Consider the following 24,887-nt stretch of genomic DNA (forward strand, 5'->3'; position numbering starts at 1 on the left):
TAAATACAATTTTTAGCAAGGTGCTTTCTTGTTAAAAATTGTATTTTTTAATTTTGAAGAGAAATTCTAGTTAAAATTGATGTGTGTGTCTTATGAAAAACTGCTATGATACTTATATTAGGAAATTAAATAGTGATCGTAAAATAGAATATGGGAGCAGTTCGAAATGATAAGATGGTATGCAAAAAAAATAATAACCGCCCTATTATTGAGCTTTTGTCTGATTGCCGGAGGAACTAGTACAAAAGTACAAGCGGCAGATACACAAAGCAGCAGTTCAAGTGTTAAAAATAAAAGCAGTTTTTCAGTACAGGCAATTATTCCAAAAGAGCAAGAGGATCAAAATAGAGGCTTTTTTGATTTGACAGTACAGCCTAATGAAGTTCATGAGGTGGGCATTCGGCTGTTTAATACGGGGACTGAAAAAATTACAGTAACTGTGGCAGTCAATAATGCCTATACGTCAAACAGCGGGGCGATAGCTTATGACAAACACGATCGTAAGCTATACGATACGGCCAGTGACAGTATGGCAGATCTTGTCCAAGGTAAACGGCGTCAAGTTGTAACGCTGGAACCTAACGGCATTAAAGAAGTCAAGTTTAAGATCAAAGCGCCTGAAACGCAGTATCAAGGGATGATCCTGGGAGCAATTACGGCGACTGGTGCAACGGATCCAGCAAAAAAACAGCAAATTACAATCAATAATCGAATCGCTTATAGCTTAGGCATCGTCTATCGTGAGGGAGATTTTGCCTCGGTTACGCCTAAGTTCAAAGTTGGTAAGGCAACCCCGAAAATTATAGCTACCCAACAGGGAATATCTTTAGAGCTTGAGAATTCGATGCCGATTAATGCCAGCAAGATGAGTATCCATACTGAATTTTATAAAAATGGCAAGCGGATCAAAGAAATTGATCAATCTAAGCTTGAAATGGCACCGTATTCGTACTTCAAACATTTTATTCCAATCACTTTAAGTGCTGGTAGTTATAAAATAACGGGTAAAATCCAATCTGAAAATGGTGGTTATCAAACATTTACAAAACATTTCAATATTACCAAGACAAAAGAAGCTAAAAAAACAGTAGCCAAACCAGTTGTACAAAAGAAAAATAACATTGGCTTAATTGTCTTATTTATTGCTTTAGGTATTATTGTGTTAGCGATCGTTTGGATTGCAATTTATTATTTTGCAATGGCTTCTGGGAAGAAAAAACGCTCTGCTAGAAAAGCCCGTCGTACCGGGGATAATCGCCGTAGTAGCCGCCGTAAAAATCGCTAAATTCAATTTAGAAAAGAATTGTTATCTGAGATTGAAATTTAAATCGCTTTTTTTCCGCTATACTTAGGACATAAGATATAAGGGGGGAATAGCGATGCGAAAATGGTTGATGGCGTTTGCGAGCTTAATACTTTTAATGACAACAGGTGTCGCTATGCTCAACGGACAAAAAGCTTCTGCAGCTGTAGCAGATACAGCAACATCGACGGCAACCGTAGAATTTACAAGTGGTGTTTCACTATTGGCTGCCCCTAATTTTGACTTTGGGGTTAATAAGATTAATCCGATGGATACGACATTTGATCTAGTCTCAGACCAAGACGACTCAACTTACGGCCGGTCATTAGTTGTTAAAAATGACGGTGGTTATGAGGGCTGGACGGTCAGTGCTCAATATGATACCGACAATGGTAGTTTCACTTATGAAAATTCTGACAAGATTGCTGATTCACAGATGAATTGGAATGATGTTCAAATTCAAGAGTTGCAAAGTGATGGAACTTGGAAGGATATCAGTGGTTATGGCACCATAACAGCACAGACAATTAAGCAAGGTATCTCAACTTCAGTATTTTCCACAGACAGCTCTGAAGTTGGTACTTATCGCCTGAACTTCCCTAATAAGAATTCAGCGAGCTTGAATGTGCCTGGGGAATCTCAAAAGGTTGGGACGGCAACCACTGATATGACTTGGACATTAGTTGCAGGGCCAACAAGTTAAGCATAGAATATAATATAGAAGAAAAAAGCGGTTGGGCCAAAACATTGGGTTTTGATTCACCGCTTTTATTATATTTATAGTGGGGTTTGTACAATGAAGAAGATGTGCTTAAGTTTCTTTTTTTTATTATGGGTAAGTCTTGGCTTTTTAAGCGGCGGTGGGCAGACTGTATCTGCGGCAGCGCCTTCTTTTAGTGCTCAAATTGTTCAGACGATGACCGATGATGACAGCAAAAAACCTTATTTTGATTTAACACTAGAGCCTAACGAAACCCGCCAAGTACAGATCAGTATTCAAAATATGCTAAAAAAAACCAATGAACTTAAAATTACACCAACGATTGCCATCACCAATGATTCTGGGCATGCCGTTTATAATGATACAAATGCCAAACGAGATCCTTCATTAAAATATGCTTTTCCGGATTTAACGGATAAGGCCAAAACAATCAAAATTCCTGGAAATGGTAATGAAACGGTGACATTTAATATTAAGGCTCCTGCTGAACCGTTCCAAGGCATAATAATGGGTGCGTATACAGTAAAATCATTAACCGCAGGTAGTGTGGCGAGTTCCACAAATGAAAAAGTGGACAAGCATGTACAGATTGGCTACAGCATTACGACCTTACTACATTCAAAGCCGACAGCTGCTGAAAAAGTAACGCCAGAATTAAAAATCAGTGATCCCCAATTAACAACTTACAATACGCAACCGCAAATTATGATTAATGTCCATAATGTTAAAGCCAATTATTTAACGAAGATGACGGCCACCACTAAAATCTATCAAAATGATAACAAAGTACCGCTGATTACAGATAAGCAGAGGAATCTAAGTATGGCCGCAAACTCAAACTTTGACTTTACAGTCCCGTGGAAGACGGGCAGTGTGATTGCAGGTTCTTATCGTATGGTGACCGAGTTTAAAACGAAAGATCAGCATTGGCGATTTAACCAGAAATTTTTGATTACGCAAAATGAAGCTACAAAATTTAATAAGAAAAACGTAAAAATCAAGCCTAATTATAAACCTTGGATTATTATGACCACAATTTTACTAGTTGTTGTTATTTTGAGTTTCAGCTGGATTCTCTATTATAAAGGGCAACAAAGGGGTCAAAAACGAAATTCTCGACGAAAAAAACGATGAGATGCAATATTGAATAGCTTTTCTTACCAAAGTTGAAATTTTTTGGAAGATTTTATGTATATAATATGGGTATAGATGATATTAAAGGGCATAGAAAATGGGAGTGAAGCGATTATGAAAAAAAATATGAAGACATTGTTGGCAGCATCCACTTTACTAGCAGGTATGGCTGCAACGACATTTGCAACAGTTGGGACCGTAAACGCCGCAGATGGTGATCCAGTATTAGGAACGGATGGCAATGGTTCTGTAGAAGTCAGCGGAGCTGCAACTTCAGATGTACCTGCAACCGGAAAAAGTAAAGTCGGCATTGGTTTTAGCGGTGGGGACTTAACTCTAGACTATGTTCCAAATTTAGATTTTGGGATGCATAAAGCATTAACTGGTGACACTTATAATTTAGCTCAAAAAGCTGCAGATCCTTCAGACGGGGACAATACTAGCGGTGGTGTTGTTGGTCGTAACTTGATCGTGACGGATGCCCGTGGTAAAGCAGCTGCAACAGGTTGGACTGTACAAGCTCAATTAGGTGCATTTACCAATGATGGCACAGGCAGTACTAATTTATTGACAAACGCAACGGTAACTATTAATAAGACCAACCCAATCAAGGCGGGGACCTTATATATAAGACCAGATCTTACAGACAAGCCAGATGGCTTCCTCTATGGTAGAAATTCTGGCGATGATGCTGGACCAGTTGCTAATACTGGAAATATTACATTAGATGCCAGTGGAGCTGCGGCAGATGTGATGACTGCGACAATAGGTAATGGGCTATTAACTTGGGGCATGGACTTCCAGGAAACAACTTCTGCTGAAATTTATGTACCAATTGCATCTCAAGACGTACAGACTTATATCGCACCAATGACTTGGACTTTAGGCACAAATCCAATTTCATAATGATACAAACTACTGGCAGAGATCATAGCGGGTGGCGTGTTGCCACGATGATATTGCTGATGCTGGGGCTTAGCTTTTTGTTTAAAGCACAACCAGTTCAAGCGGTACAGGTGCCTGATGTGCCCGTAGATCTGCAGCCAGTTATTCCTGAAACACAGGCTGACAAATCAGCAGGGTACTTTTCAGTTGAAATGACGCCTGGACAGACAGTACCAATGAATTTGAAAGTTACCAACACCTCAAAGAAGGCGACGACAATCAAAGTTAAACCGTTTGTTGCAACGACTTCAGTTGATGGCACAATTTCTTATTTACCAACGGATCGTCCAAAAGATAGTTCTTTGAACTTAGATTTTACCAAGTTGGGTGCAAGTACCCAGACCATTACTTTAAAAGGGCATGAATCTAAAGAAGTCGTTCAAAATATAACGATTCCTGAAGATAGTACCTTTAAAGGCCTGGTTGTCGGTAGCTTTTATGTTTGGTCACCGACAATTGATAAAGCAAAACGGGAAAAAGCTGCTAAGAAAAAAGGCGTTTCTGTTTATAATATTTATGGGATGTATATCGGCGCTGCTATTTCGGTAGGAGATGCCCAATCGGTGAATGTAGATTTCCGATTAAACAAAGTATATCCGGGCGTTAGCGGCGGCGAACCAGCCGTTTTAGCTAATTTGCAAAATTTCAAAGCACAGGCGGTTCGAAATCAACAACTAACTGTTAGTGCAAAAGTTTATCCAAGAGGCAGTGATAAAGCGATTAAGAGTATGGGTGTCAAAGAAATGAGTTTTGCACCTAACTCAAATGTCGACTTGCCAATTGTTTGGGGCAGACAAGAAGTACAAGCCGGTGATTATACTTTAAAAATGACGGCTAAGACAGCATTAAGAACTTGGCACTTCAAAAAGAATTTTACAATTAGTGGCAAACAAGCCCAAAAAGTAAACCAAGTCGTACCAAAAAAGAATAATTATATGTGGCTTTGGATCGCATTGGTTGTTCTAATCGTGATTGCGGGGATTATCTTGATGTCTTACCTCTATCGTCGAGGGATCAGTAAAGGCCAGGCGAAAGCCGAAAGTCGAAGAGGTCCAGTAAATCGGCGCCGGAAACGGTAATGACAGCACACATAATATGAGGGAGTGTAAAAAATGAAATTTACAAAAACAAGTCTTTTATTTTCAACAGCAATCTTATTAGGCTCAGCATTAACCGGGTTAACCGGTGTAGCACAAGCCGCAGACCAAGCTTTACTTGATAAAGATGGTAATCCTATTAGTGGGGTATCTTCTGGTCAAGAAAATGGCGCTGAAGTTATTAACGGCGATGCTACAGCTGGTTCTGCAGCCGGTGAAAGTACGGTTGGTATTGGTTTTAGAGCAGGTAATTTGACCTTGAACCAAGTACCAAACTTTGATTTCGGTGGCGAAAATGATTTCATGGCCCAAACCGACTTTACATTGTTTAATGAGGGTGCAGAATTAAATTATACGGATGATAGCGGTACAGCACCACGGCCAAGAGCTTTAATCGTGACTGATGCCCGGGGCGCAGATGATTCTGGGGCAACTAATGGTTGGAAAGTCTCTGTAAACTTCAAAACTCTATTAACAAAAGGCGACACTACTTTAGGAGAAGCTGGTGATGCAACTGCTGCACCAATCTTACAATTATCTTCTGCTGTGGAACCAACACCAGTTACCTTTGATACTGCAAACCATGATACAATAGCAGTAGGTACTACTGTAACGGACTCGGGGTCACCACTGTATACAGCTGCAGCACCAGTTTTACAAAAAACGGGTGTGACTGATTTCTTAGACGTACCTTCTAATACGACAGATCCAACAACTGTTGTAACTGCAAATGCGACACAAGGACTTCGTGGCTGGGCAGTGAACTATAAAGCTAAAGATTCTGTTCACTTGCAAGTACCAATTGAACAACAATATATCGGTGTGTTCACGGCTAAGTTGAACTGGACTTTAGGTAATGCACCGGCTTAATTAACGGAGGGTGCAATGCGAAAAATGAATATGGCAAGATGCTTGGGCATCTTGCTTTTTTCGGTAATGAGTTTGTGGTTGGGTATGAGTCAGCAAACTCACCGAGTGCAGGCAGTACAAGTTGGTAATATTCCAGTTGATGTAAAAGCGGTTTTCCCAGAGAATCAAAATGGGATGGTTACGGGTTATTTTGACTTTGAAATCGCTTCAGGTCAAAGTAACAATTTGACTTTAGAATTTACCAATACGGCTGATAAAGAACAGACGTTGACAGTTGAGCCGGTTGTTGGGGGCACGACTTATCAAGGTGAATTGAATTATGAACCCACTGACCGTAAGGCCGATAGTTCACTGAAATTGCCCTTTACAGACTTAACAAGTAAAAAGCAAACAGTAACTTTGGCAGGTAAAGAAACAAAGCAAGTTACTTTTCCGGTTCAAATACCGCAAACAACGGTTAATGGGATTGTTTTGGGGTCACTTTATGTGAGTTCAGAACAAGCCAATAAAGAAGCTTTGAAAGCGCGGAGTAAAAAGCGCATGAAAGTTATTAATACCTATGCCCTCTATTTTGGGGTTGTTTTGCGGGTTAACGATTGGGAGAGCGCCAAACCTGATTTTCGGTTAAATCGCGTTGTACCAAAGCTAATTAACAATGACCCTGGTGTAGGTGTAGATTTACAAAATTTTGAACCAGCGATGATTAAGGATAAGGCGCTAAGCATTAAGGCGCGGGTAACCCAAAAAGGTTCGACTAAAACGATCAAGCACTATAATATGAAAGCTAGTTTTGCACCAAATTCGACTTTGAGCTACCCCATTACTTGGGGCGGTGATCGAATTACAGCAGGAAATTATACAGTGCATATGGATTTAAAGACTAGTGATAAGACGTGGCATTTGAAACGAAACTTCACAATTACTGGAGAACAGGCCGAAAAATTGAACCAGGCCAATCAACCAAAGAAAAATTATATGTGGTTATGGATTTTAATTGGGATTTTAGCAATATTACTGATTATTATCTTTGTTATTTACATGTATAAACGTGGCCGGCAAACAGGTCGACAATCCGTGCAGAATCAGCCACAAAATCGTGGAAGTCGCAAAAAAAAGCACTGAAATAATCAGTGGTAACCGTTATTTAAAAATATGAGATTCAACTTTAATAAAGAATTCTATCGAGAGTTGATACGAGTAGCTTTCACAATTAAGTTATAATGGTAGTGTATTAAGGAAGCGAAAAAACTCAAAAACCTTTGGGAGGGAACTATAATGAAATTAAATAAAAAATTTGGCACATTGTTAGCTTCAGCAGCATTGTTGGGCACAGGGTTATTCGGCGGTTTAGGCACAGTTCATGCGGCAGAAATTACAGGCGCTCTGGATGGTGCTGATGGTGTAACTGTAGGACAAGAAAATGGTTCTGAAAATGACGCTACGCACATTACCAATGCGGACAATAATGGCACAGGTCAATCTACAGCAGGGATTGGTTGGGCACCTGGTAACTTACTATTGAACCAAGTACCAAACTTTGATTTTGGGACTGGGCATACATTACATGGTGGTCAAACAGTTTATCCGCTATTAAGCGCTGCTGCACAATCTGGGGCACGGTCTTTAGTCGTGACAGATCAACGGGCAGATATGGGGAAAACAGAAGGCTGGAATGTCACTTTGAAATTATCTGATTTCAAAGGGACAGATGCTGAAACTTTACCAAGTACAACAACGGACCCAATTAACTTGAATTTATACGCAGCAGATGGAGACGCAACAGACAAGGCTTATATCAAAGCAGCTATTTGGGATATGGACAGAACAACGGCAGACCCTGCACTACCTGCTTATGTCTTTGATGCAAACAATTCTACCAGAACAGACAAACCAGATAATGTGTTAGACACAGCAGTTAGAGCTGGTGATGATACAACAGCAGTTGCTGTTTGGGGTGCTGCAGTTGGAAATGGTGCTGGTACTTGGGGCTTGAACTTTGATGGCGAGCATAGTGCTGAGTTAACTGTACCGGATGCAGCACAAAAAATTGGGACATGGACAGCACAAATGGATTGGACATTATCAAGCGGCCCAATTCAATAAGCTCTATCATGTTCTAGGTGAGAGGGATTAGGAAATGGAGATCGGTTGGAATAGTCAAAAATTTTTAGTCAAATTTGCGATACTTTGGGCTATGGTTTTAGGTGGTTCGTTTATTTTCGGACAGCAGCACGTGGCGGCAGCAAGTAATTCTAGTGCTGAATTTCAAGTGAAAGCGATACCGCCAGAACAGCAAACAACTCAAAATACAAATTTCTTTAGTTTTGATTTAGCACATGGACAGACCGCACAATTGGGATTAACGATTACAAACAATAGTAATGCAACCCAAACTTTCAAAGTAAAACCTACTGTTGGGGTCACGAATGATCAAGGGACAGTGCTTTATAGCGATACCAGTAAAACACGGGATAGTTCTTTGAAGCTGGACTTTACCAAACTTGGTCCAGAGGTCAAGACGATCACGGTTGCAGCCGGGCAAACTGGCACATATACAACATCCGTGACGATTCCGGAAAATAATTTTACGGGTGCCATTGTTGGTGGGTTTTATATCAATTCACCATCGTTAAATGAGGCAGCAATGAAGAAAAAATCGAAAAAGAACAGTGTTTCGATTCGTAATGTTTATAGCTATGCTATTGGGGCGTTAATCAATGTGGGGGATGTCAGCACCATCCAACCGAATTTCAGAATAAGAACAGTTAAGCCCACAGTCGTGAATCAAAAAGGGGCTGTGGTGACAAATATTCAAAACTTTAATGCAAACTATGTTTCTGGGCGAAAGTTAGCGATGACTGCCCGGGTTTATAAACGCGGTTCTACTGAAAAGTTATTTGATAATACTGTTTTAAATATGAACTTTGCACCAAACTCAAATATGAATTTACCGGTATCTTGGGGTAACACGGAAATGGAAGCCGGTAACTATACAATGAAGGTTACGATTACACGAGGGCTTAAGAGTGACATGGATCATAAAGTTTGGCATTTAACTAAGAACTTTACGATCACACCGGCACAAGCCAGTCGTGCAAATCAAAACCCTAATTTGAAGAAGAACTACATGTGGCTCATTATCTTATTAGTTGTAGTATTAGTTCTACTTGTTTCTGTTTTATTAGTTTACGTTTACAAGCGTGGTAAACAGACCAATACTTCGGCCGGTAAACCACAACAGCGTCGCAAGCGTAAAAAGTAATAAAGCGAGGAGGGGATGCAGGTGACATCTGGGAAGCTGAGTTCTTTAGCTAAATTAGCCGTAGGGTTATTTAGCATGAGTGCGGCTGCTTTCTTCTCCTTGTCCAATGTGCAGGCAGACAGTGTTGACACGGCAGGTGCAGCGTTATCTGGATCCCCTAGTGAACAAGTGAATCAAATAGCTACCGATGACACGGCAGCTGTTGGAGAAAGCCAGGCTGGTATCGGGTTTGAAGATGGCGGTATCCGAATTTATGCACCGAGTTTTAATTTTGGCTCACTTTTTGCTTTTTCAAAAGGAGAACAGAGTGTAGACGGGCGCTATGATCAGGAAACGCCTAATAATTTAGGGCGGCGGTCGTTAGTTGTTAACGACTATTCAGATACAGATGGTTGGCGTGTAAATGTTGGTATAGGTCTATTCAGAAAAGTGGATGATTCTAGCAAGGTGTTAGATGTTCAGCACTTTACACTTAGACCTGGGAAGACCCGCCTATACTACGGGACACCACAAATACCCGGAACACTAGACCCACAGAAGGTAAATTGGACAGGAGTATATCAGTATACCGACTCTAGTCAGTCCAACGGTTCAATTGAGTTAAAAGATAAAAATAATCCAAATTCCAGTGCCGAAGTAAATGAAGGTATCCCGAGTACAGGCTTACCTTGGCAGTATGAAGATCCAAGTACAGCTCACGATGCTGCAGATGTCGTTTTAACGCCATTTAACGATAGCGTTAGTAGTGATGACCTCTCGGATAACGAACGGAAGTCAGATGCCTATCTGCAAGACACTTCTCAAGACGCAGAGACCCAAGCAACACATACAAGCTTGTTAAATCGCTGGCTTGGTAAAGCAGACAGTAGTTTGACATTGCAAGGCGCTACGCTTAGAAACGGATTTCAAGAGGTCTGGGGTTCAGATGGTCAAGATGCCAGCGGTTATTACCACGGCAAAGGCTGGTGGGGCTTAAGTTTTAACAAACCAGGATCTGCAACAATTACATTAGGTGATTCTGTGCATGAAACTGGGCAATATCAAGCCACAATTTACTGGGTTTTGACAGGAGATCCATTGGGGAATTAATCTAGTAAAAAAGTCCAAATCATGTTAAAGATGATTTGGGCTTTTTATTTTTATTCTATTGCAAGATGCAAATGGGGTAGCTTCAATTTAGGAGGAAAATCATGACAAAAAAGGAAATGAGAAAACAGCGCCTGCTTAAAGGTGTTACGTTTGGTTTGTTATCGTTTGCGGCACTTTTAGACTTATTTGGAATTAATCAAAAAGATAAGGTTTACGCAGATACACAAGAACCTACAGATGGGCAAGATAACAGTGATGCCAATACGGTCACGAATGAGCAGGAAACGTTAAAAACACAAAATAACTTAGCGATTTCGACAGAAGACACTACATCGGAAGCAGCACCTGAAGTTGCAACAACACCGGAAACTGAGACAACGGGCGATACTGTGGGGGATGCTGAAGTACCGTCTTCAGAAGTGACAGTTGAAAATAATGATTCAGTGGAATCTGAGCCCGAGCCGATAACACCGGAAACACCAGCAGCTGCTGAAGAAGAAACTGTCACTGATGGGGATGTTTCACAAGAAACATTGCAACCGCAAACAGCTACACCGGAAGTCGGAACGCAAACAACTGAAACGCAAACGCCAGCAGGAAACACTGAAGCCGCAGGTACGGAAACTTCAGAAAAGACAAATGATGAACCTACAAATGAAATAACAGGGATACAATCTCAGGAACAGCAACCTGCAGCCTTGGCAGAGGAAATATCTGCAGATACAGTTGAGGCAGAAGCAGAAGATACCGCTTATACGTTAGTGAATGCCAATAATGACAGTAGCTTACATGATTTGTACATAAGCTATTTACAGAGTACAGGGATTACGGATGCGGATCAGTTAGCACAGCTAGCTGCTAGGGTACCGGAGACAATGAACATCACTGAAGGTACTGTCCTACAGGCTATCGCAATTGGTGGAACAGTTTACCTACCCGTATTAACAGATAGTGACGTTGATGCTTATATGCGAAGTCTATTAATAAATAATGTAGATAACTTGAATTTAACAATAACTCAAAGTAGATTAACTGATTTAAAGAATAATCAAATTAAATATGTAGCTTTAAATACGGTTGTTCCTAATGACGACAATAAATCTAATGTGAGTTATATAGGGGATACCATCAATAATGACAGACTAGGTGGAGCGACCGCCAGCACTGACACTTTAATCGTAAGAGGGATTGAGATCACTAGAACAGGTGATAACAGTAGTCAAAGTGTTGCGTGGAAAAGAAATTCAGATGGTACAGTAGATACCAAGAACCTCGAATTATTAAATTCGGATATTCAATTTGGCAATCAGTATAATTCAGATGGAAAAGTTCAAGCAATTACACCACAAGCGGATGATGAGGTTAATTATCAATGGATTTTAGATAACTTCTCAGCTAATGGTGCTTCTATACAAGTTGCGACGACTGATAATAACGGTAAACTACACTATGGTTATGCGGGAATCAATTCTTTTGATACTGATAAGATGATTTTAACTGTGGATATGTTTGTTGCAGATACTGATAAAACGATGTCCAGTTTTGCTAAGGATTTTTTAGATGGCCTGGCTAATTCAACTAATCCTACACAGCAATATTTAGGTGTTTTAAGAGATGGTGTTGGTAACATTATCCGTTATCATTTAGAAGGATTTCAGACAGATAATATAACTGTAGATACAACTAAGTATGAGAATCAGAGCAACGTCACACTTGAAGTGATGCCTGATAACGAACAAATCAAAACAGATATTAAAGCAATCGGAACTAAAAACTTCGGTGTTGATGATCAGAGCGGTGCAGTTACTAAAGTTGTACAAGGAACAGGAATTGTAGAAGGATCTAGTAGCGAAAAGAAAGATGGTTCTCTAGATGTTACCTTATCAAAGGCAGCAGTTACAGATGATAATAGTTTACAATTGAATTTATTAAACTACTACTACACCGTAAACTTCAACTTACTTGGGCAAGTTAAGTACCAACAAGCTGTTAAGGATTCAGATGGCACAATAACAACTACGGATCTAAGCGAAAAAGATAATGCAACGGTTGGCTCAGAAATTACCAGTGAACAGCCAGCAACGCCGGAAAACACGCACGTTAATGAAACTGAAAATCTCAAAAATCCAACAACGGTGGGCTGGGGCACTACGACGGTTACTTATAATTATGATGCTAATTTGAATGCTTCTCAAAAGAGCAATGTTACAACCCAGACCGGGAATCTAACGGTGGCTGTCACAGCTACTGATGAGAACAGCACCGAATTCAGCGAATTTGCCAATCAGGATTTAACGGATACAGATAAATTTACAGTTAGTTCCGAGGATGCAAATTTTGGCGGAATTACAGCGACAGATAAAGGCTTCCAAGTAACTTTCAAAGATGAAGCGACTGATGCCACAGGACATGTAATTACGGTGCAAAATAAGGCCACGGGTACAAGTTATACCCTGGATCTAACGTTACAAGGGCAAGTTAAATATCAAACGCAACTTGATGATAAAGAACCTGTTGCAATTGATGATGCCACAACAACTGAAAATTTAGGTGCGACTATTGATTTGGATGTGCATCAACCAGCGGCAGCAGATCCTGGTACACATTATGTCAACACCACAACAACCCCTGATAACGCTACCACCTTTACCTGGGGTACCACGACGGTTACGTATAACTATGAAACCGATCACATGGTTTCACAAAACAAGACTATAAATACAGGAGACACTAGTCAAGTTACTGGGCATACCATTAACCTCAAGACCTCCGGATTAGATCTATCTAATTTTACAGGGGATATTTTAGGTGAAAATACAAATTATGAAGTTACTGAGTATGATGATAATAATACCGTCCTCAACAATATCACTGGTATTGTCGCCACAGATAAGGGCTTTGACATGACTTTTGCGGCTGATACGACAACATCAAAACATGTAATAGTCATTCGTAATAAAACTAATGGTGAAACTTATCAGCTAAACTTGACTTTACAAGGCCAGGTTAGATATCAAAAGCAGCTTGATAATTACACGCCTACTGCAATTGGCAGCGCTGCTGCAGTTGCAGAACTAGGTGAATCTATCAACATAGACGAGCGTAAACCAGACAGTATAGAGCAAGGTTACCATTTTGTAGAAACAACGGCGATTTCTGAAGCTGGTAATCCAGAGACAACCTTCACTTGGGGCACGTCAATGGTCACTTATAAATATGCGAAGGATGCTGTGGTAAGCCAGTCAGAAACAGTGGATACTACAGGTAACGATACTTATAAGATTTACATTGAAGCCACTGACAAAGATGCCTTGACCCAATTTATAGGACAGTCTTCAGAAACGAATCAAACAGGCTATTCATTGACGAAAGGTGCTAATATAACTCAGGTAGATGTTCAAGATAACGGCTTTGAAATTACCTTTGCTGCTGATACGGGAGGTATCGGGACTTTTTCAATCCGCAATGATGTTAGCGGTGAAACTTACACAGTGTCCGTTAGCTTGCAGGCTAGAATTCAGTATCGGAACGAATTTTTAAATAGTGACGGGACATTTGAAAAAACGACATCTGCTGGGAGTATCTCTAAAGCAAATATGAACGGCGGCTATGACGTGAATTTTAAAAAGAGTCCTCAGATGGGCTATACTTTTGTAAAAACAACATTAGATCCTGAAAGAAGCCTTTCGGGTAGTGGTAACACGATATCCTTTAGACCTGCTTGGGGCACAACCACGGTAACTTATACTTTCTTAGCAGATTATAAGACGGCGCAGAATACAGCTATTCACACTTGGGAAAATGACGATCACACCGTTGCAATCACACCAACAAATACTGAAGCACCCGACCAAACCGTTAAAATGGATTCATTTATCAACGGTGGCAATAATTTGATTGGGGCAGATGATTTCACAATTTCTGGCAATACCGATCAGGCAATTACCGGGGTTACCGCCGATGAAAATGGCTTCCATGTAACTTTCAAAGATGACGTAGACACTGCTGCACATACAATTACAATTCATAACAATACTAACGGAGATACCCATACACTGAACCTAACGTTACAAGGGCAAGTTAAATATCAAACGCAACTTGATGATAAAGAACCTGTTGCAATTGATGACGCCACAACAACTGGAGATTTAGGTACGACTATTGGTTTGGATGCGCATCAACCAGCGGCAGCAGATTCTGGTACACATTATGTCAGCACGACTACTGATCCGACAGCGGCTACCACCTTCACTTGGGGCACAACAACCGTCACGGATAAATACGCTTCAGACCATAGTGTTGATGAAGAAAAAACGATTAATACCGCTGATACTACAGAAACAACCGACCATACGGTCACGGTTACTGCAGACAAAGCCTTGAATATGAACGACTTTACCGGTCAGGACTTAACGACAGATAACTTTACGATAACTAAAGGGACTGATGTTAAAGACATTACCGCCACAGAAACTGGCTTTAACGTAACCTTTGCGGACAACACAACAGCACCAACGCATAGTATTAGTATCCGCAACAATACTACTGGCGAAACGTATAATTTGATGTTGAATTTACAAGGGCAAGTCAACTACCAGACGAATGTCAACGGTACAATTACAGCCTTACCAGACACAACCGAAGTTGAAAATTTAGGCACTAGTATTACGGATCCAGAGAAGCATCAATTAGCAACGCTGCCAGAAGGCACACATTATGTTGATACCACATTGGATCCGGCAGCAGCAAATGCCTTCACTTGGGGCACCACGACGATTACGTATAACTATGTCTCGGACAATGCGGTGACACAAACCGAAACGATCAATACGGCTACTGATGATCGAGTAACTGATCACGAGATTAGTGTGACAGCTGATTCTAAACTAGATATGAACGACTTTACCGGTCAGGACTTGATGAATGAAACAAATTTTGACCTTACTAAGAGTGATGCTATCAGTGGGATCATTGCGACTGAGACTGGTTTTAAAGTAACGTTTAACAACGACACGACAGCAGCCAACCACACGATTAATATTCGGAATAAGACTACTGGCGAAACGTATAATTTGACGTTGACTTTACAAGGGCAAGTGGAATATAAGACTAATGTCAACGGTACAATTACAGCCTTACCGAATACAACCGAAGTTGAAAATTTAGGCACTAGTATTACGGATCCAGAGCAGCATCAGCTAACAACGCTGCCAGAAGGCACACATTATGTTGATACCACATTGGACCCCGCAGCGGCTGATACCTTCACTTGGGGTACCACGACGATAACCTACAATTATGCGGCAGACAATGTGGTGACACAAACCGAAACAATCAATACTGCTGAAACAACCGACCATACCATTACGGTTACTGCAGACGAAGCCTTGAATATGAAAGACTTTACTGGTCAGGACTTAACGACAGACGACTTTACGGTAACTAAAGGTGATGATGTTAAAGACATTACCGCTACAGCAGACGGCTTTAACGTAACCTTTGACAACGACACAACAGCGCCAACGCATAATATTAGTATCCGCAACAATACCACTGGTGAAACGTATAATTTGACCTTAAATTTACAAGGACAAGTCAACTATCAAACTAATGTCAACGGTACAATTACAGATATCGAAACAACGTCAGCAGTTGTAGGCAACTTAGGGACAGCGTTGACTGATGCAGTTAAGAATCAATACAAACCAGAAATACCACCCGTATCTGGGACGAGTTTTGATAATATCACCACTACTAATGATAACTTTGTCTGGGGCACAACCACGGTCACTTATAATTACACGGACGGTGAAACTTATACTCAGACAAAAGGGGTTAATGTCAATGTTACCGCCGGGGATGGTTATAGGGTTGACGGTCATGTCATTACGATTAAGAGTGATAATTCTGAGAAATTCCAGAATTTTGCGAATCAAGATTTTGCGAGTCGTGCGGGCAGTTACACGATTGACACCAGCGCTAACATCACAAATGTTAGAACAGATGGCGAAAACTTTATCATTACGTTTGATAATAATACGCAAACTGCTGGCCGTTCCATTTTGATTACGAACAATCAAACCGGTGAAAAATACAAATTGGATACGACTTTAAAGGCCAATGTGACGCACTATACGGAATTAAACGGGGATAAGCAACAAGTTGGCGACGTTGTCGAACGGAATTTAGGTGAGGGCAATAAACCACAGATCGCCGCACCGAATTTAGGCGGCAACACTTACTTGAGATCTACAGAAGCTAGTCCAAGCAATCTGATCGCTTGGCGGGACAGCAACCAAATTATTTTCCATTACGCTGAAAATCAAGAGATTACCCAAAACGTCACTGTTAATACTGCAGATCCTAAACAAGTTACAGGACACGTTGTCACAGTGGACAGCCAAGAGATTACAGGCTTTGATAAGTTTGCGAACCAATCAAACTTAGAAAAAAATCCAGATTTCAAAGTTACAAAAGATGATCAAGTTCAAAAAGTAAATACAACGGCGACTGGTTTTGAAATCACTTTTGATCCTAAGACAGATACTGCTGTGCATGAGATTAAAGTTGTTGGCGCAGATGCGACTTATACGTTGACCGTCACTTTAACCGGGGAAGTTAACTATGAAGTAACTTGGCCGGATGGGACGAGCCAGCTGGTGACGGATCCGAGTCAAATTGATAAAGGACTTTATATTATTGGTGGCGATTTGAGCAATTCACTACCAGGGCAGACGATTGATGATGCTTTTGTCAAAGCCCACGGGGATGCGGCTGTTCAAGAGATGTTAGCTTCTGGAAAGTACCAGCTTAAAGCAGTGACACCGGCACCGGAAACGATGGAATTTACTTGGGGTACACAAACGATTCAAATTCAATATCAAACCCCAGATGTCACTAATCCAGACACAGGTGTTGAAATCCCAGTGACACCAGACAGACCAAATCCGCCGGTTAACCCAGAAAAACCCGTTGCTCCAACGGATCCAGAAGAGCCAACAAAACCAGAGGAACCAACGGATCCAGAGGAACCAGTGACACCAGACGAACCAGATGAAGTTATACCGGATGAAGATACCGATGAGACCGTGACCAATCCAAATACAGGCGTTGAAATTCCAGAAACACCAGTACAGCCAGAAACACCAACACGGCCAGCCAACGGCACTGCCGGATTAACACAAGTTGCCACACAAACAACCGCCAAAAAAGCACCAGCAACCAATCAAGGCACCTTACCACAAACCGGGGAAGATAAAGTAGAATCTTCAACCCTATCCGCATTAGGCACATTAGGTCTATTAGGCCTATTCGGCGGTAAAATCGCCTTACGGAAACGGAAAGAAGATTAAATCAGAGCGTGACAAGCTACGTTTTGACAATGCACATAACCTAGACTTACGACATAAGCCCGAACTTGGCTTGTGAGTAAGACGTAGTTATGTAAATTGTCAGTAGCTTGGAACGCGTTTAAATCAGAGCGTGAAAGGGCACGGTTTGGCTTTGAGCATAACCTAAAATTACGTCGGAAGCCCGTTCTTGGCTTACAAGTAATTTGTAGTTATGGGAAAAGTCAGTGACCTTGAACGCGTTTCAAAAGACGACATAAACCGTTTCAACCAAAAGAAGCTGGATCAAAAAATTGATCCAGCTTCTTTTTACGCTCCAGAGATTTTATCACGGAAGGTTTTTTGAATTTTTAAGTAGAGCTTATAAAAGTCCACCGTCCAAGAATCTAAATTCCACTTAATCACCTGCAGGTCCGGCGGAATATCATGACCATACAACACATCTAAGTCAATCGTTGTAATCACAATATCCGCCGCTGCCAATGGGGCATTTTGCGGTAGAATTGTGATCATATTTAAGTCTTCTAAGAAGAACTGAATATCACGACTAATTAAATCACTGCGTTCGATCAATAATTTGATTTTAACCAATTGCCCGGTCCGTAATACCTTTAAGTAAGGGGCAATTAAGAAATAGATTTCACTTGTTAAAGATTCTTGGAAAGGCATCAAATCTTGGAAGAGATTCTGTCGATTTTTGATTTTGAAAAACAACGTAATAATGTCCCACAAAGTAGTACGCTCATAGCTCTGTTGGCTGGTTCGGTAGAAATCTAACAGCCGGACACGCCGGCCACCTAGGACACTGTAGCTGAGAGTAATCCGCATCAAATTAGCAACGAGTTGAACGTTCGTGTTCAAAGATCGTTCCTGGGCTTCAGAATTAATATCATAATAATCTGCAATAAATGTAAAAAAATCATTGCTAAATTGCCATAATAGTGTATTATGAGTTCGATTATATTGATATAATTGTTGTGTTTCAAAACTAGGTCGATGATTAACCCGGCCAGTAACCGTATTATAAAAATACGTGAATAGACTTTCGTTAGCCATATCTTCAAAAGAAAAACGAGGATAGTCCGCCGTTGTTAAGAAGGGATGCTCTCTTGTTTCAGCATCATAAAAGAAAGGTTTGAAGCTATCCATATTCTTAACCACATAGCCATTAATAATACGGATTCGGCAAATTGCCATAAAAAGAGTATTTTGCATTTCTAAAATTGGATCATCCGGATTACTAAGGGTTGTTCGAGCCAAAATTGGCCGAACCGCTTCTGGCTGGAGATGCTTAATAGGCCATTCTTGACCATGGTAGCCAATCCAATAAATAGTAAAGAACAAGAAGCGAATGCGGCGTTCATCCCCTTCAAACTTAAGATTACTAGTGGAAATTGAGATGCCGTATTGCTTCATGTATTTCCGCAGCGGCGACATTTTTCGCAGCAACGTAGATTTACTGATGAAGTGGGCATTACAAAATTCATCGATCGCCGGTTTTTGTGTTTGAAAAGCATAATCAAACGCTTGAAAGACAATACTGCCTTTTAATAAGAATAACCGGTACATATCGATGGGGACTGGGAAGTTCTCAGAGGTAATATCCTTTTTATTGAGCTTATCGTACTCAATAGAAGGGTCAATCAAAACCATATCCTCCAAAAGCCCTTGATAAATATTGTAGGTTTTTTGATAAGACATGTTCATTTCCGTGCCGATATCATTCAAAGTAAATGATTCGGCCCCCAATGTATTTAAAACACGGAACATTTGAAACTTCTCACTGTCAGCTTTGCTAAAAAACATTTCTTCAAAAATAAGACTCACCCGACTTCTCTTAGAAATTGACAACCAGCGTCTGGCTTAAGAAATTCAGAAAGTTCTGGTAAAGCCCGCGGTTGTTGGACAAAAGCAGGCAATTTCTATGTAATTAATTGTGCACAATATTATTGCAATGATCGGTCAATTAGTTTAATTATAGAAAACCAATTCTGAAAGTGCAATAGGGCACATATTGACGTTTAGTTTTTTTTAAGATAATCTAGTTTAGATTGTAAATAATAATATGCGTTAAAATTGCTTAGGGGGCAATGAGGTGAATTCACAAAATAATGAAGTAAAGCGTTCGTTAAAGACGCGGCACTTATCAATGATCGCCATGGGTGGCAGTATCGGTACAGGATTATTTGTTGCCAGTGGTTCCGCCATTTCTCAAGCTGGACCTGGGGGCGCTTTAGTCGCTTACGTAGGTATTGGGATCATGGTTTACTTTTTAATGACAAGTTTGGGCGAAATGGCAACGTTCATGCCGGTTTCAGGTTCCTTTGCGACTTATGCCACACGTTTTGTTGATCCGGCATTAGGGTTTGCGCTGGGGTGGAATTATTGGTTTAACTGGGCGATCACGTTGGCCGTTGATATTAGTACAACCGCCATCATTGTTCAGTTCTGGTTCCCTGATTGGCCCAATTGGATCATTAGTTTATTTTTCTTAGTCTTAATTTTCTTAATCAATATTGTTTCGGTAAAATCTTTTGGGGAAACAGAATATTGGTTAGCTTTAATTAAAGTAACCACGGTCATTATTTTCTTAGTGGTTGGGGTACTTACTATTTTTGGGATTTTAGGCGGACACGGCCCAGTTGGTATGCGTAACTTTACTTACAAAGGCGGCCCATTCATTGGCGGTATGCCAGCGATTTTGAGTGTGTTCGTTGTCGCTGGTTTCTCTTTTCAAGGGACAGAATTAATCGGTATTACCGCCGGAGAATCTGCAACACCTGAAAAGAGTATTCCTAAGGCGATCAAACAAGTCTTTTGGCGAATCTTACTATTTTATATTTTGGCAATCTTTGTCATTGCAGCATTGATTCCTTATACAAGTCCGAAATTATTAGGCTCTGAAGCCCAAGATATTGCAACGAGTCCGTTCACGTTAGTTTTCCAACGGATCGGGTTAGCAGGGGCTGCCAGTATTATGAACGCGGTTATTTTGACCTCCGTTATTTCAGCCGCCAATTCCGGGATGTATGCTTCAACTCGGATGCTTTGGGCGATGGGTAAAGAAGGACAAGCCCCAAGAACGTTTGGCTTAACGAGCCGCCGGGGTGTACCAGTCATGGCCTTATTATTGACAACTTTTGTCGGGGCCTTTACGCTGTTGACAAGTATCTTAGGCCAGCATGTCTACCAGTTATTAGTGGCTGCCAGTGGTTTGACAGGTTTTATTGCGTGGTTAGGCATCGCCGTTTCCCATTATCGGTTCCGACGGGCTTTTCGTTATCAAGATCATGAATTAGATGAGCTGGTTTATAAAGCCAAGTGGTTCCCATTTGGCCCATTATTGGCAATATTCTTGAGTATAGTCGTCATCTTAGGCCAAGACATTCATGCGGTAACCGCCTTTAATTGGGAACGGTTGGGAATTAGTTACATGTCCATCCCGCTGTTCTTAGTATTGTTTATCTATTACAAAGTAAAACATAAAACAAAAGTGATTCCGTTAGGCGAGGTCGATCTATCACCTCATAAGGAAGATCCTAATTACCGCCGTAAAATGGACAAGGCCCAAAAACTCAATCATTAATATGACTGTGGGGAACAAAACATTAAACTATTTAGAAAATCAAAATTCTGTTTATTTTTATTACTCTTAAATCGCCGTAGTGTGGCGCAAGCAGATTTTAGCAGTTTGTGGCATGAGCGCTATCAAATAAATTTTCAACGCTATTTAAATCTGGCCATGCGACACGGCTATATTCAAGTGAGTCAGCATTTAACGGATAAATTGGCCAGCTTGACGCCGGCTCAGTGTCAAGAAGCGGCCCAAGCTTACCAGTTAGATGCGGCACTTTATCCAGAAGGCCAGCTGCAAGCAGAAATCTGTCGCTTAGCCCAAGAAGATGCGGCATTATTACCAGCTAGTTTGGATGCTGGGGTCTATTTATTAACGGATACCGGCGCTCGTTTTGTCCGGGGACATCAATATTTATTGTTGATGGATCAGTACTATTTTCCAGACGTCATTAATTTTAAGAAGCTGGAAGTCATTCGTAAAAAACAGCCCCATCTGGAGCCTTGGCAATGTTTGGTTATCTTAATTGATGAAGGCTTGGACCAGTCTGAGCTTTACCACAACAGTATGCTAAGTTTGCTATTGCTCAAGCACAAAGTAAAGTTGTATCGGCATCTTGGCCGCCATGAAGAAGGGCTACTTTGTTTACAAGAAGTTCTGTTTTATGAACTGCGGCATGCGGCAACTTTGAATTTGAATACCCAGATCGTACCAGATTTAAAACGGCTGACCAGTTATGAAGCGCAAGAACTGCATTTTTTCTTAGAACAATTGAACTTGCCGTTAGAAGATTTTTTGTTACGGTTCGGCGATTGGCTGCAAGAAAGGGAATTGCCGGAACGGGGATTTACCCGGCCGGAGATGATCTCGTCAATCATGTTTGCATATCTAGAAGATTTTAATAGTTTGCGTAATTTGTGTCTCAACATTCAGAATCGAAATCAGAATTAATTAGGATAATTGATTATATTGGCAGAATAATTTACGGAGATTGCGACCAAAAGCGACTCTTTCTAAATTATTTTGCTTTTTTTTATATGAAATTGAGTAATTTTCTTTGAAAAAACAAGCTAATCATGAGATTATATAATTAGATATATTTATGAATTATTATTATAAATTTTAATACACGTAATGAGATCCGATCTATGATGTTTTTCATCTCTGCTGGGACTTAATTTGGCGTCTTCATAATTCACGCAACTAAAATATAACTGAAGTTACAATCTGAAATGAACAATCACAGTTACGACTGGGGAGCTAAGGGGAGAGACATAATGCAAAAAGTTAGTGACTTGTTTTTATCATTTTCCAACATGGAAAAGTACAATTTGTTCATCAGCATTTTAGAAATCAAGCAAAAAGAAGCAACAACCGATCAACTACTTAATTGTTTTAAAGGCAATGCGCAATTAATTACCGATATCAATATCAAACAAGTTGCTGAACTACTGGGCCGCAGCTACGGTAGTGTTTATAACACCTATATGGGCTTAGTCAGCGACTTAAACGATCTGTTAGGTAAAGAAGATGCGGATTTAGCTGAATTATTCAGCGTTGAAGCCGATCAGTATTATGCATATTTAACCAAACGTTCTTATCCATATCAATTTATCAATGCTATCGTCCAAGGGGAAATCACTTCTTTTGAAGCTTTTTATACGCAGTTGGGCAGTAGTAAAGCCACCGTTTTGCGGCATTTGAAATGTCTGCGAAACTTTTTGCGCGCCCGGGATATTCGGGTGACCTATGAACCAATGGGCTTTGTTGGTAAAAATGAACTCAGTATTCGGATTGCGATTACTGGACTTTATTGGCGAGCACAAGGTAATTACGGCTGGCCTTTTGAAAAGGCAGACCACGAAATTGCCCTACGGATTATCAAAGGCGCCGATCATCAATTTGATATTAATAATGCCTATGACACAACCAATGAATTGATGGCCTTATTTGTTTGGGTCTCCCGGGCGCGGGTATTGGCTGGGCATATGATTAATTCAGATCGCGCACAGCACATTTTGCGTTATGCCTATCCTAATCTGCTCAAAGATTATTTGGATCGGCATCCCGAACGGGTTTTATCTCAGCCTTTAACGGATGCTCAGATGATGCAAGAGACCAGTGCCTTATTCTTAGTATTTAATTTGATTCCGTTTTATTCAGAGACGAATAAGTTGACCGTAAATAAGTTCTTACAAAAAATTGATTACTATAATGCCGATATTGCCGGCTTTGTCAGTGCCTTTTTGAGTAACCTACCATTAGAAGAGCACGATGCTTTAGCCAAGACCTCTGTGGATCCGCTGGTGGTTAAAGCTAATTTAACGGCCTTGTTGATCGGGACGTTAGCCTTTGACAGCATTGATCCGTTCTTGTTTAATACGGACGACCAAGCGAGCTTAGACGAAAACGAAATTGAACAGACTTCTCTATATAAGAGCCTGGACAGTACCTTGCAACATTTAGTCATGGATCCACGGTACAAAGATTTCCGGCGCATCGTGGATAAAGTGCTGCCGGCCTTTTATGCCTTATTGCGGCCCTTGCTAGTACTTTATCGACCAGAAAGCAAAGTGAATGTATTTATCCAAGTGACACCTAGCTTTTTTGACAATGCCCGTTTGGAACAGATGCTCAAAACATTGGCTTTTGTCAATATTCTGGATAATAGCGATAGCCTGCAAGATGTCGACTTGGTGATCTGCACTAATGTGAGTAGTCTGCCAGCCAGTTTGCCAGATGATGTCACGGTGATGACTTGGCGCCGCAATCCAAGCAGTGATCTCTTTGGCCACTTATATAGTCTTATCCGACAGGTTCAATTGAATAAAGAAACTAAAATCGCAATTGAGGAATACTAGGCGTTTAGTTTAACTAGAATAATTGCGTGAATGTATTTTAAAATAAAGCTGCGTCAAAACGAAATTTTTGGTGTGGCTTTATTTTTTTTGGTCAGAGCCTAGAACTGTGGGGGTGATTAAGCGAGTAAAAAATCTTTTTTAGATATTTTTTGAGTTTTTTTTGATAGTCTTAGCAGATAAAGTTCGGAAATTAAGGATTAAATCTTTTGAGTAAGGATAGTTTATGCTTTTAATGAATTAAAATACATATAATTAAAGTTCTGAGCAAACAATGAAAGGGTAAATCATGAACTTTGAAATTAGTTGACATGGATTCTATATGTTGGTATAGTAGTTCTTGCGGTTGCGACAGAGCAACGTGTTATGAATGATTTAAAAAAATAATTTTAAAAAGTTCTTGACCATTGTCTGAACAACTGATATACTTATAAAGCTGTCATCGATTAGCAAGTTATGAATAAAAATTCAAATGATTGAATTTTTATGTTGACAAGTCATTGATGACGTGATATACTTTAAAAGTTGTTTTAAATAAGTAGTTCTTTGAAAACTGAACAAAGTTTCGATTTTATCAAATGTGCAGGCTAGGTTCTTAGGAACCTAACAAAAGTAACATTTGCGAAGTCAATTCGCTAGCAAACAAAAAAATGAGTCACAAACTTTATTTGAGAGTTTGATCCTG

15 protein-coding genes are annotated in these 24,887 nt (G+C 40.4%); 14 read left to right on the plus strand and 1 reads right to left on the minus strand.

What is annotated here, in order from left to right:
• Positions 1-166 precede the first annotated feature (166 nt).
• From EKM93_RS07290 to EKM93_RS07340, 11 genes are all read left to right on the plus strand, one after another.
• Entirely contained in the window at positions 167-1,285 is a 1,119-nt protein-coding gene (locus EKM93_RS07290) for a WxL protein peptidoglycan domain-containing protein (RefSeq protein WP_125714511.1), read from the plus strand.
• A 94-nt stretch (positions 1,286-1,379) separates the two neighbouring features.
• Entirely contained in the window at positions 1,380-2,006 is a 627-nt protein-coding gene (locus EKM93_RS07295) for a WxL domain-containing protein (protein WP_125714512.1), read from the plus strand.
• Between the two features lie 93 nt (positions 2,007-2,099).
• Positions 2,100-3,158: a DUF916 and DUF3324 domain-containing protein gene (locus EKM93_RS07300; protein WP_125714514.1), complete on the plus strand. Its 1,059-nt coding sequence runs from the start codon at positions 2,100-2,102 to the stop codon at positions 3,156-3,158.
• Positions 3,159-3,272: 114 nt separating this feature from the next.
• The gene (locus tag EKM93_RS07305) at positions 3,273-4,064 is read left to right on the plus strand and encodes a WxL domain-containing protein (RefSeq protein ID WP_164507027.1); all 792 of its coding nucleotides are present in this window, start codon (positions 3,273-3,275) and stop codon (positions 4,062-4,064) included.
• Positions 4,065-4,141: 77 nt separating this feature from the next.
• Positions 4,142-5,182 (plus strand): DUF916 and DUF3324 domain-containing protein, encoded by a 1,041-nt coding sequence (locus tag EKM93_RS07310; protein WP_164507028.1) that lies wholly within the window; start codon positions 4,142-4,144, stop codon positions 5,180-5,182.
• Between the two features lie 33 nt (positions 5,183-5,215).
• Positions 5,216-6,070, plus strand: a complete 855-nt coding sequence (locus EKM93_RS07315; protein ID WP_125714520.1) for a WxL domain-containing protein — start codon at positions 5,216-5,218, stop codon at positions 6,068-6,070.
• A gap of 15 nt (positions 6,071-6,085) precedes the next feature.
• Positions 6,086-7,192, plus strand: coding sequence for a DUF916 and DUF3324 domain-containing protein (locus EKM93_RS07320; protein WP_125714522.1), 1,107 nt, complete (start codon positions 6,086-6,088; stop codon positions 7,190-7,192).
• A gap of 153 nt (positions 7,193-7,345) precedes the next feature.
• A complete protein-coding gene (locus tag EKM93_RS07325) occupies positions 7,346-8,173 on the plus strand; it encodes a WxL domain-containing protein (protein WP_125714524.1) in 828 nt (275 codons plus the stop codon).
• A gap of 34 nt (positions 8,174-8,207) precedes the next feature.
• Positions 8,208-9,332 carry a DUF916 and DUF3324 domain-containing protein gene (locus tag EKM93_RS07330; RefSeq protein WP_125714526.1) on the plus strand — a complete coding sequence of 375 codons (1,125 nt, stop codon included), beginning with the start codon at positions 8,208-8,210 and terminating at the stop codon, positions 9,330-9,332.
• Positions 9,333-9,353: 21 nt separating this feature from the next.
• On the plus strand, positions 9,354-10,421 hold the full coding sequence (locus tag EKM93_RS07335; protein WP_125714528.1) for a hypothetical protein: 1,068 nt from the start codon (positions 9,354-9,356) through the stop codon (positions 10,419-10,421).
• Positions 10,422-10,522: 101 nt separating this feature from the next.
• On the plus strand, positions 10,523-17,773 hold the full coding sequence (locus EKM93_RS07340) for an LPXTG cell wall anchor domain-containing protein (RefSeq protein WP_125714529.1): 7,251 nt from the start codon (positions 10,523-10,525) through the stop codon (positions 17,771-17,773).
• A 306-nt stretch (positions 17,774-18,079) separates the two neighbouring features.
• Here the strand turns inward: EKM93_RS07340 and EKM93_RS07345 are convergent, their stop codons facing one another.
• Complete coding sequence (locus EKM93_RS07345; protein WP_164507029.1) at positions 18,080-19,597, minus strand: helix-turn-helix domain-containing protein; 1,518 nt, start codon at positions 19,595-19,597, stop codon at positions 18,080-18,082.
• 322 nt (positions 19,598-19,919) lie between these two features.
• Between EKM93_RS07345 and EKM93_RS07350 the strand changes: the two genes are divergently transcribed.
• The 3 genes from EKM93_RS07350 (at position 19,920) to EKM93_RS07360 (ending at position 24,205) form a co-directional block, all read left to right on the plus strand.
• On the plus strand, positions 19,920-21,356 hold the full coding sequence (locus EKM93_RS07350; RefSeq protein WP_125714535.1) for an amino acid permease: 1,437 nt from the start codon (positions 19,920-19,922) through the stop codon (positions 21,354-21,356).
• 81 nt (positions 21,357-21,437) lie between these two features.
• The gene (locus tag EKM93_RS07355) at positions 21,438-22,295 is read left to right on the plus strand and encodes a hypothetical protein (RefSeq protein ID WP_125714531.1); all 858 of its coding nucleotides are present in this window, start codon (positions 21,438-21,440) and stop codon (positions 22,293-22,295) included.
• A 326-nt stretch (positions 22,296-22,621) separates the two neighbouring features.
• Positions 22,622-24,205: a helix-turn-helix domain-containing protein gene (locus EKM93_RS07360; protein ID WP_164507030.1), complete on the plus strand. Its 1,584-nt coding sequence runs from the start codon at positions 22,622-22,624 to the stop codon at positions 24,203-24,205.
• The last annotated feature ends 682 nt before the right edge of the window (positions 24,206-24,887 follow it).

This window comes from Agrilactobacillus yilanensis (assembly GCF_003946725.1).
Classification (GTDB): domain Bacteria; phylum Bacillota; class Bacilli; order Lactobacillales; family Lactobacillaceae; genus Agrilactobacillus; species Agrilactobacillus yilanensis.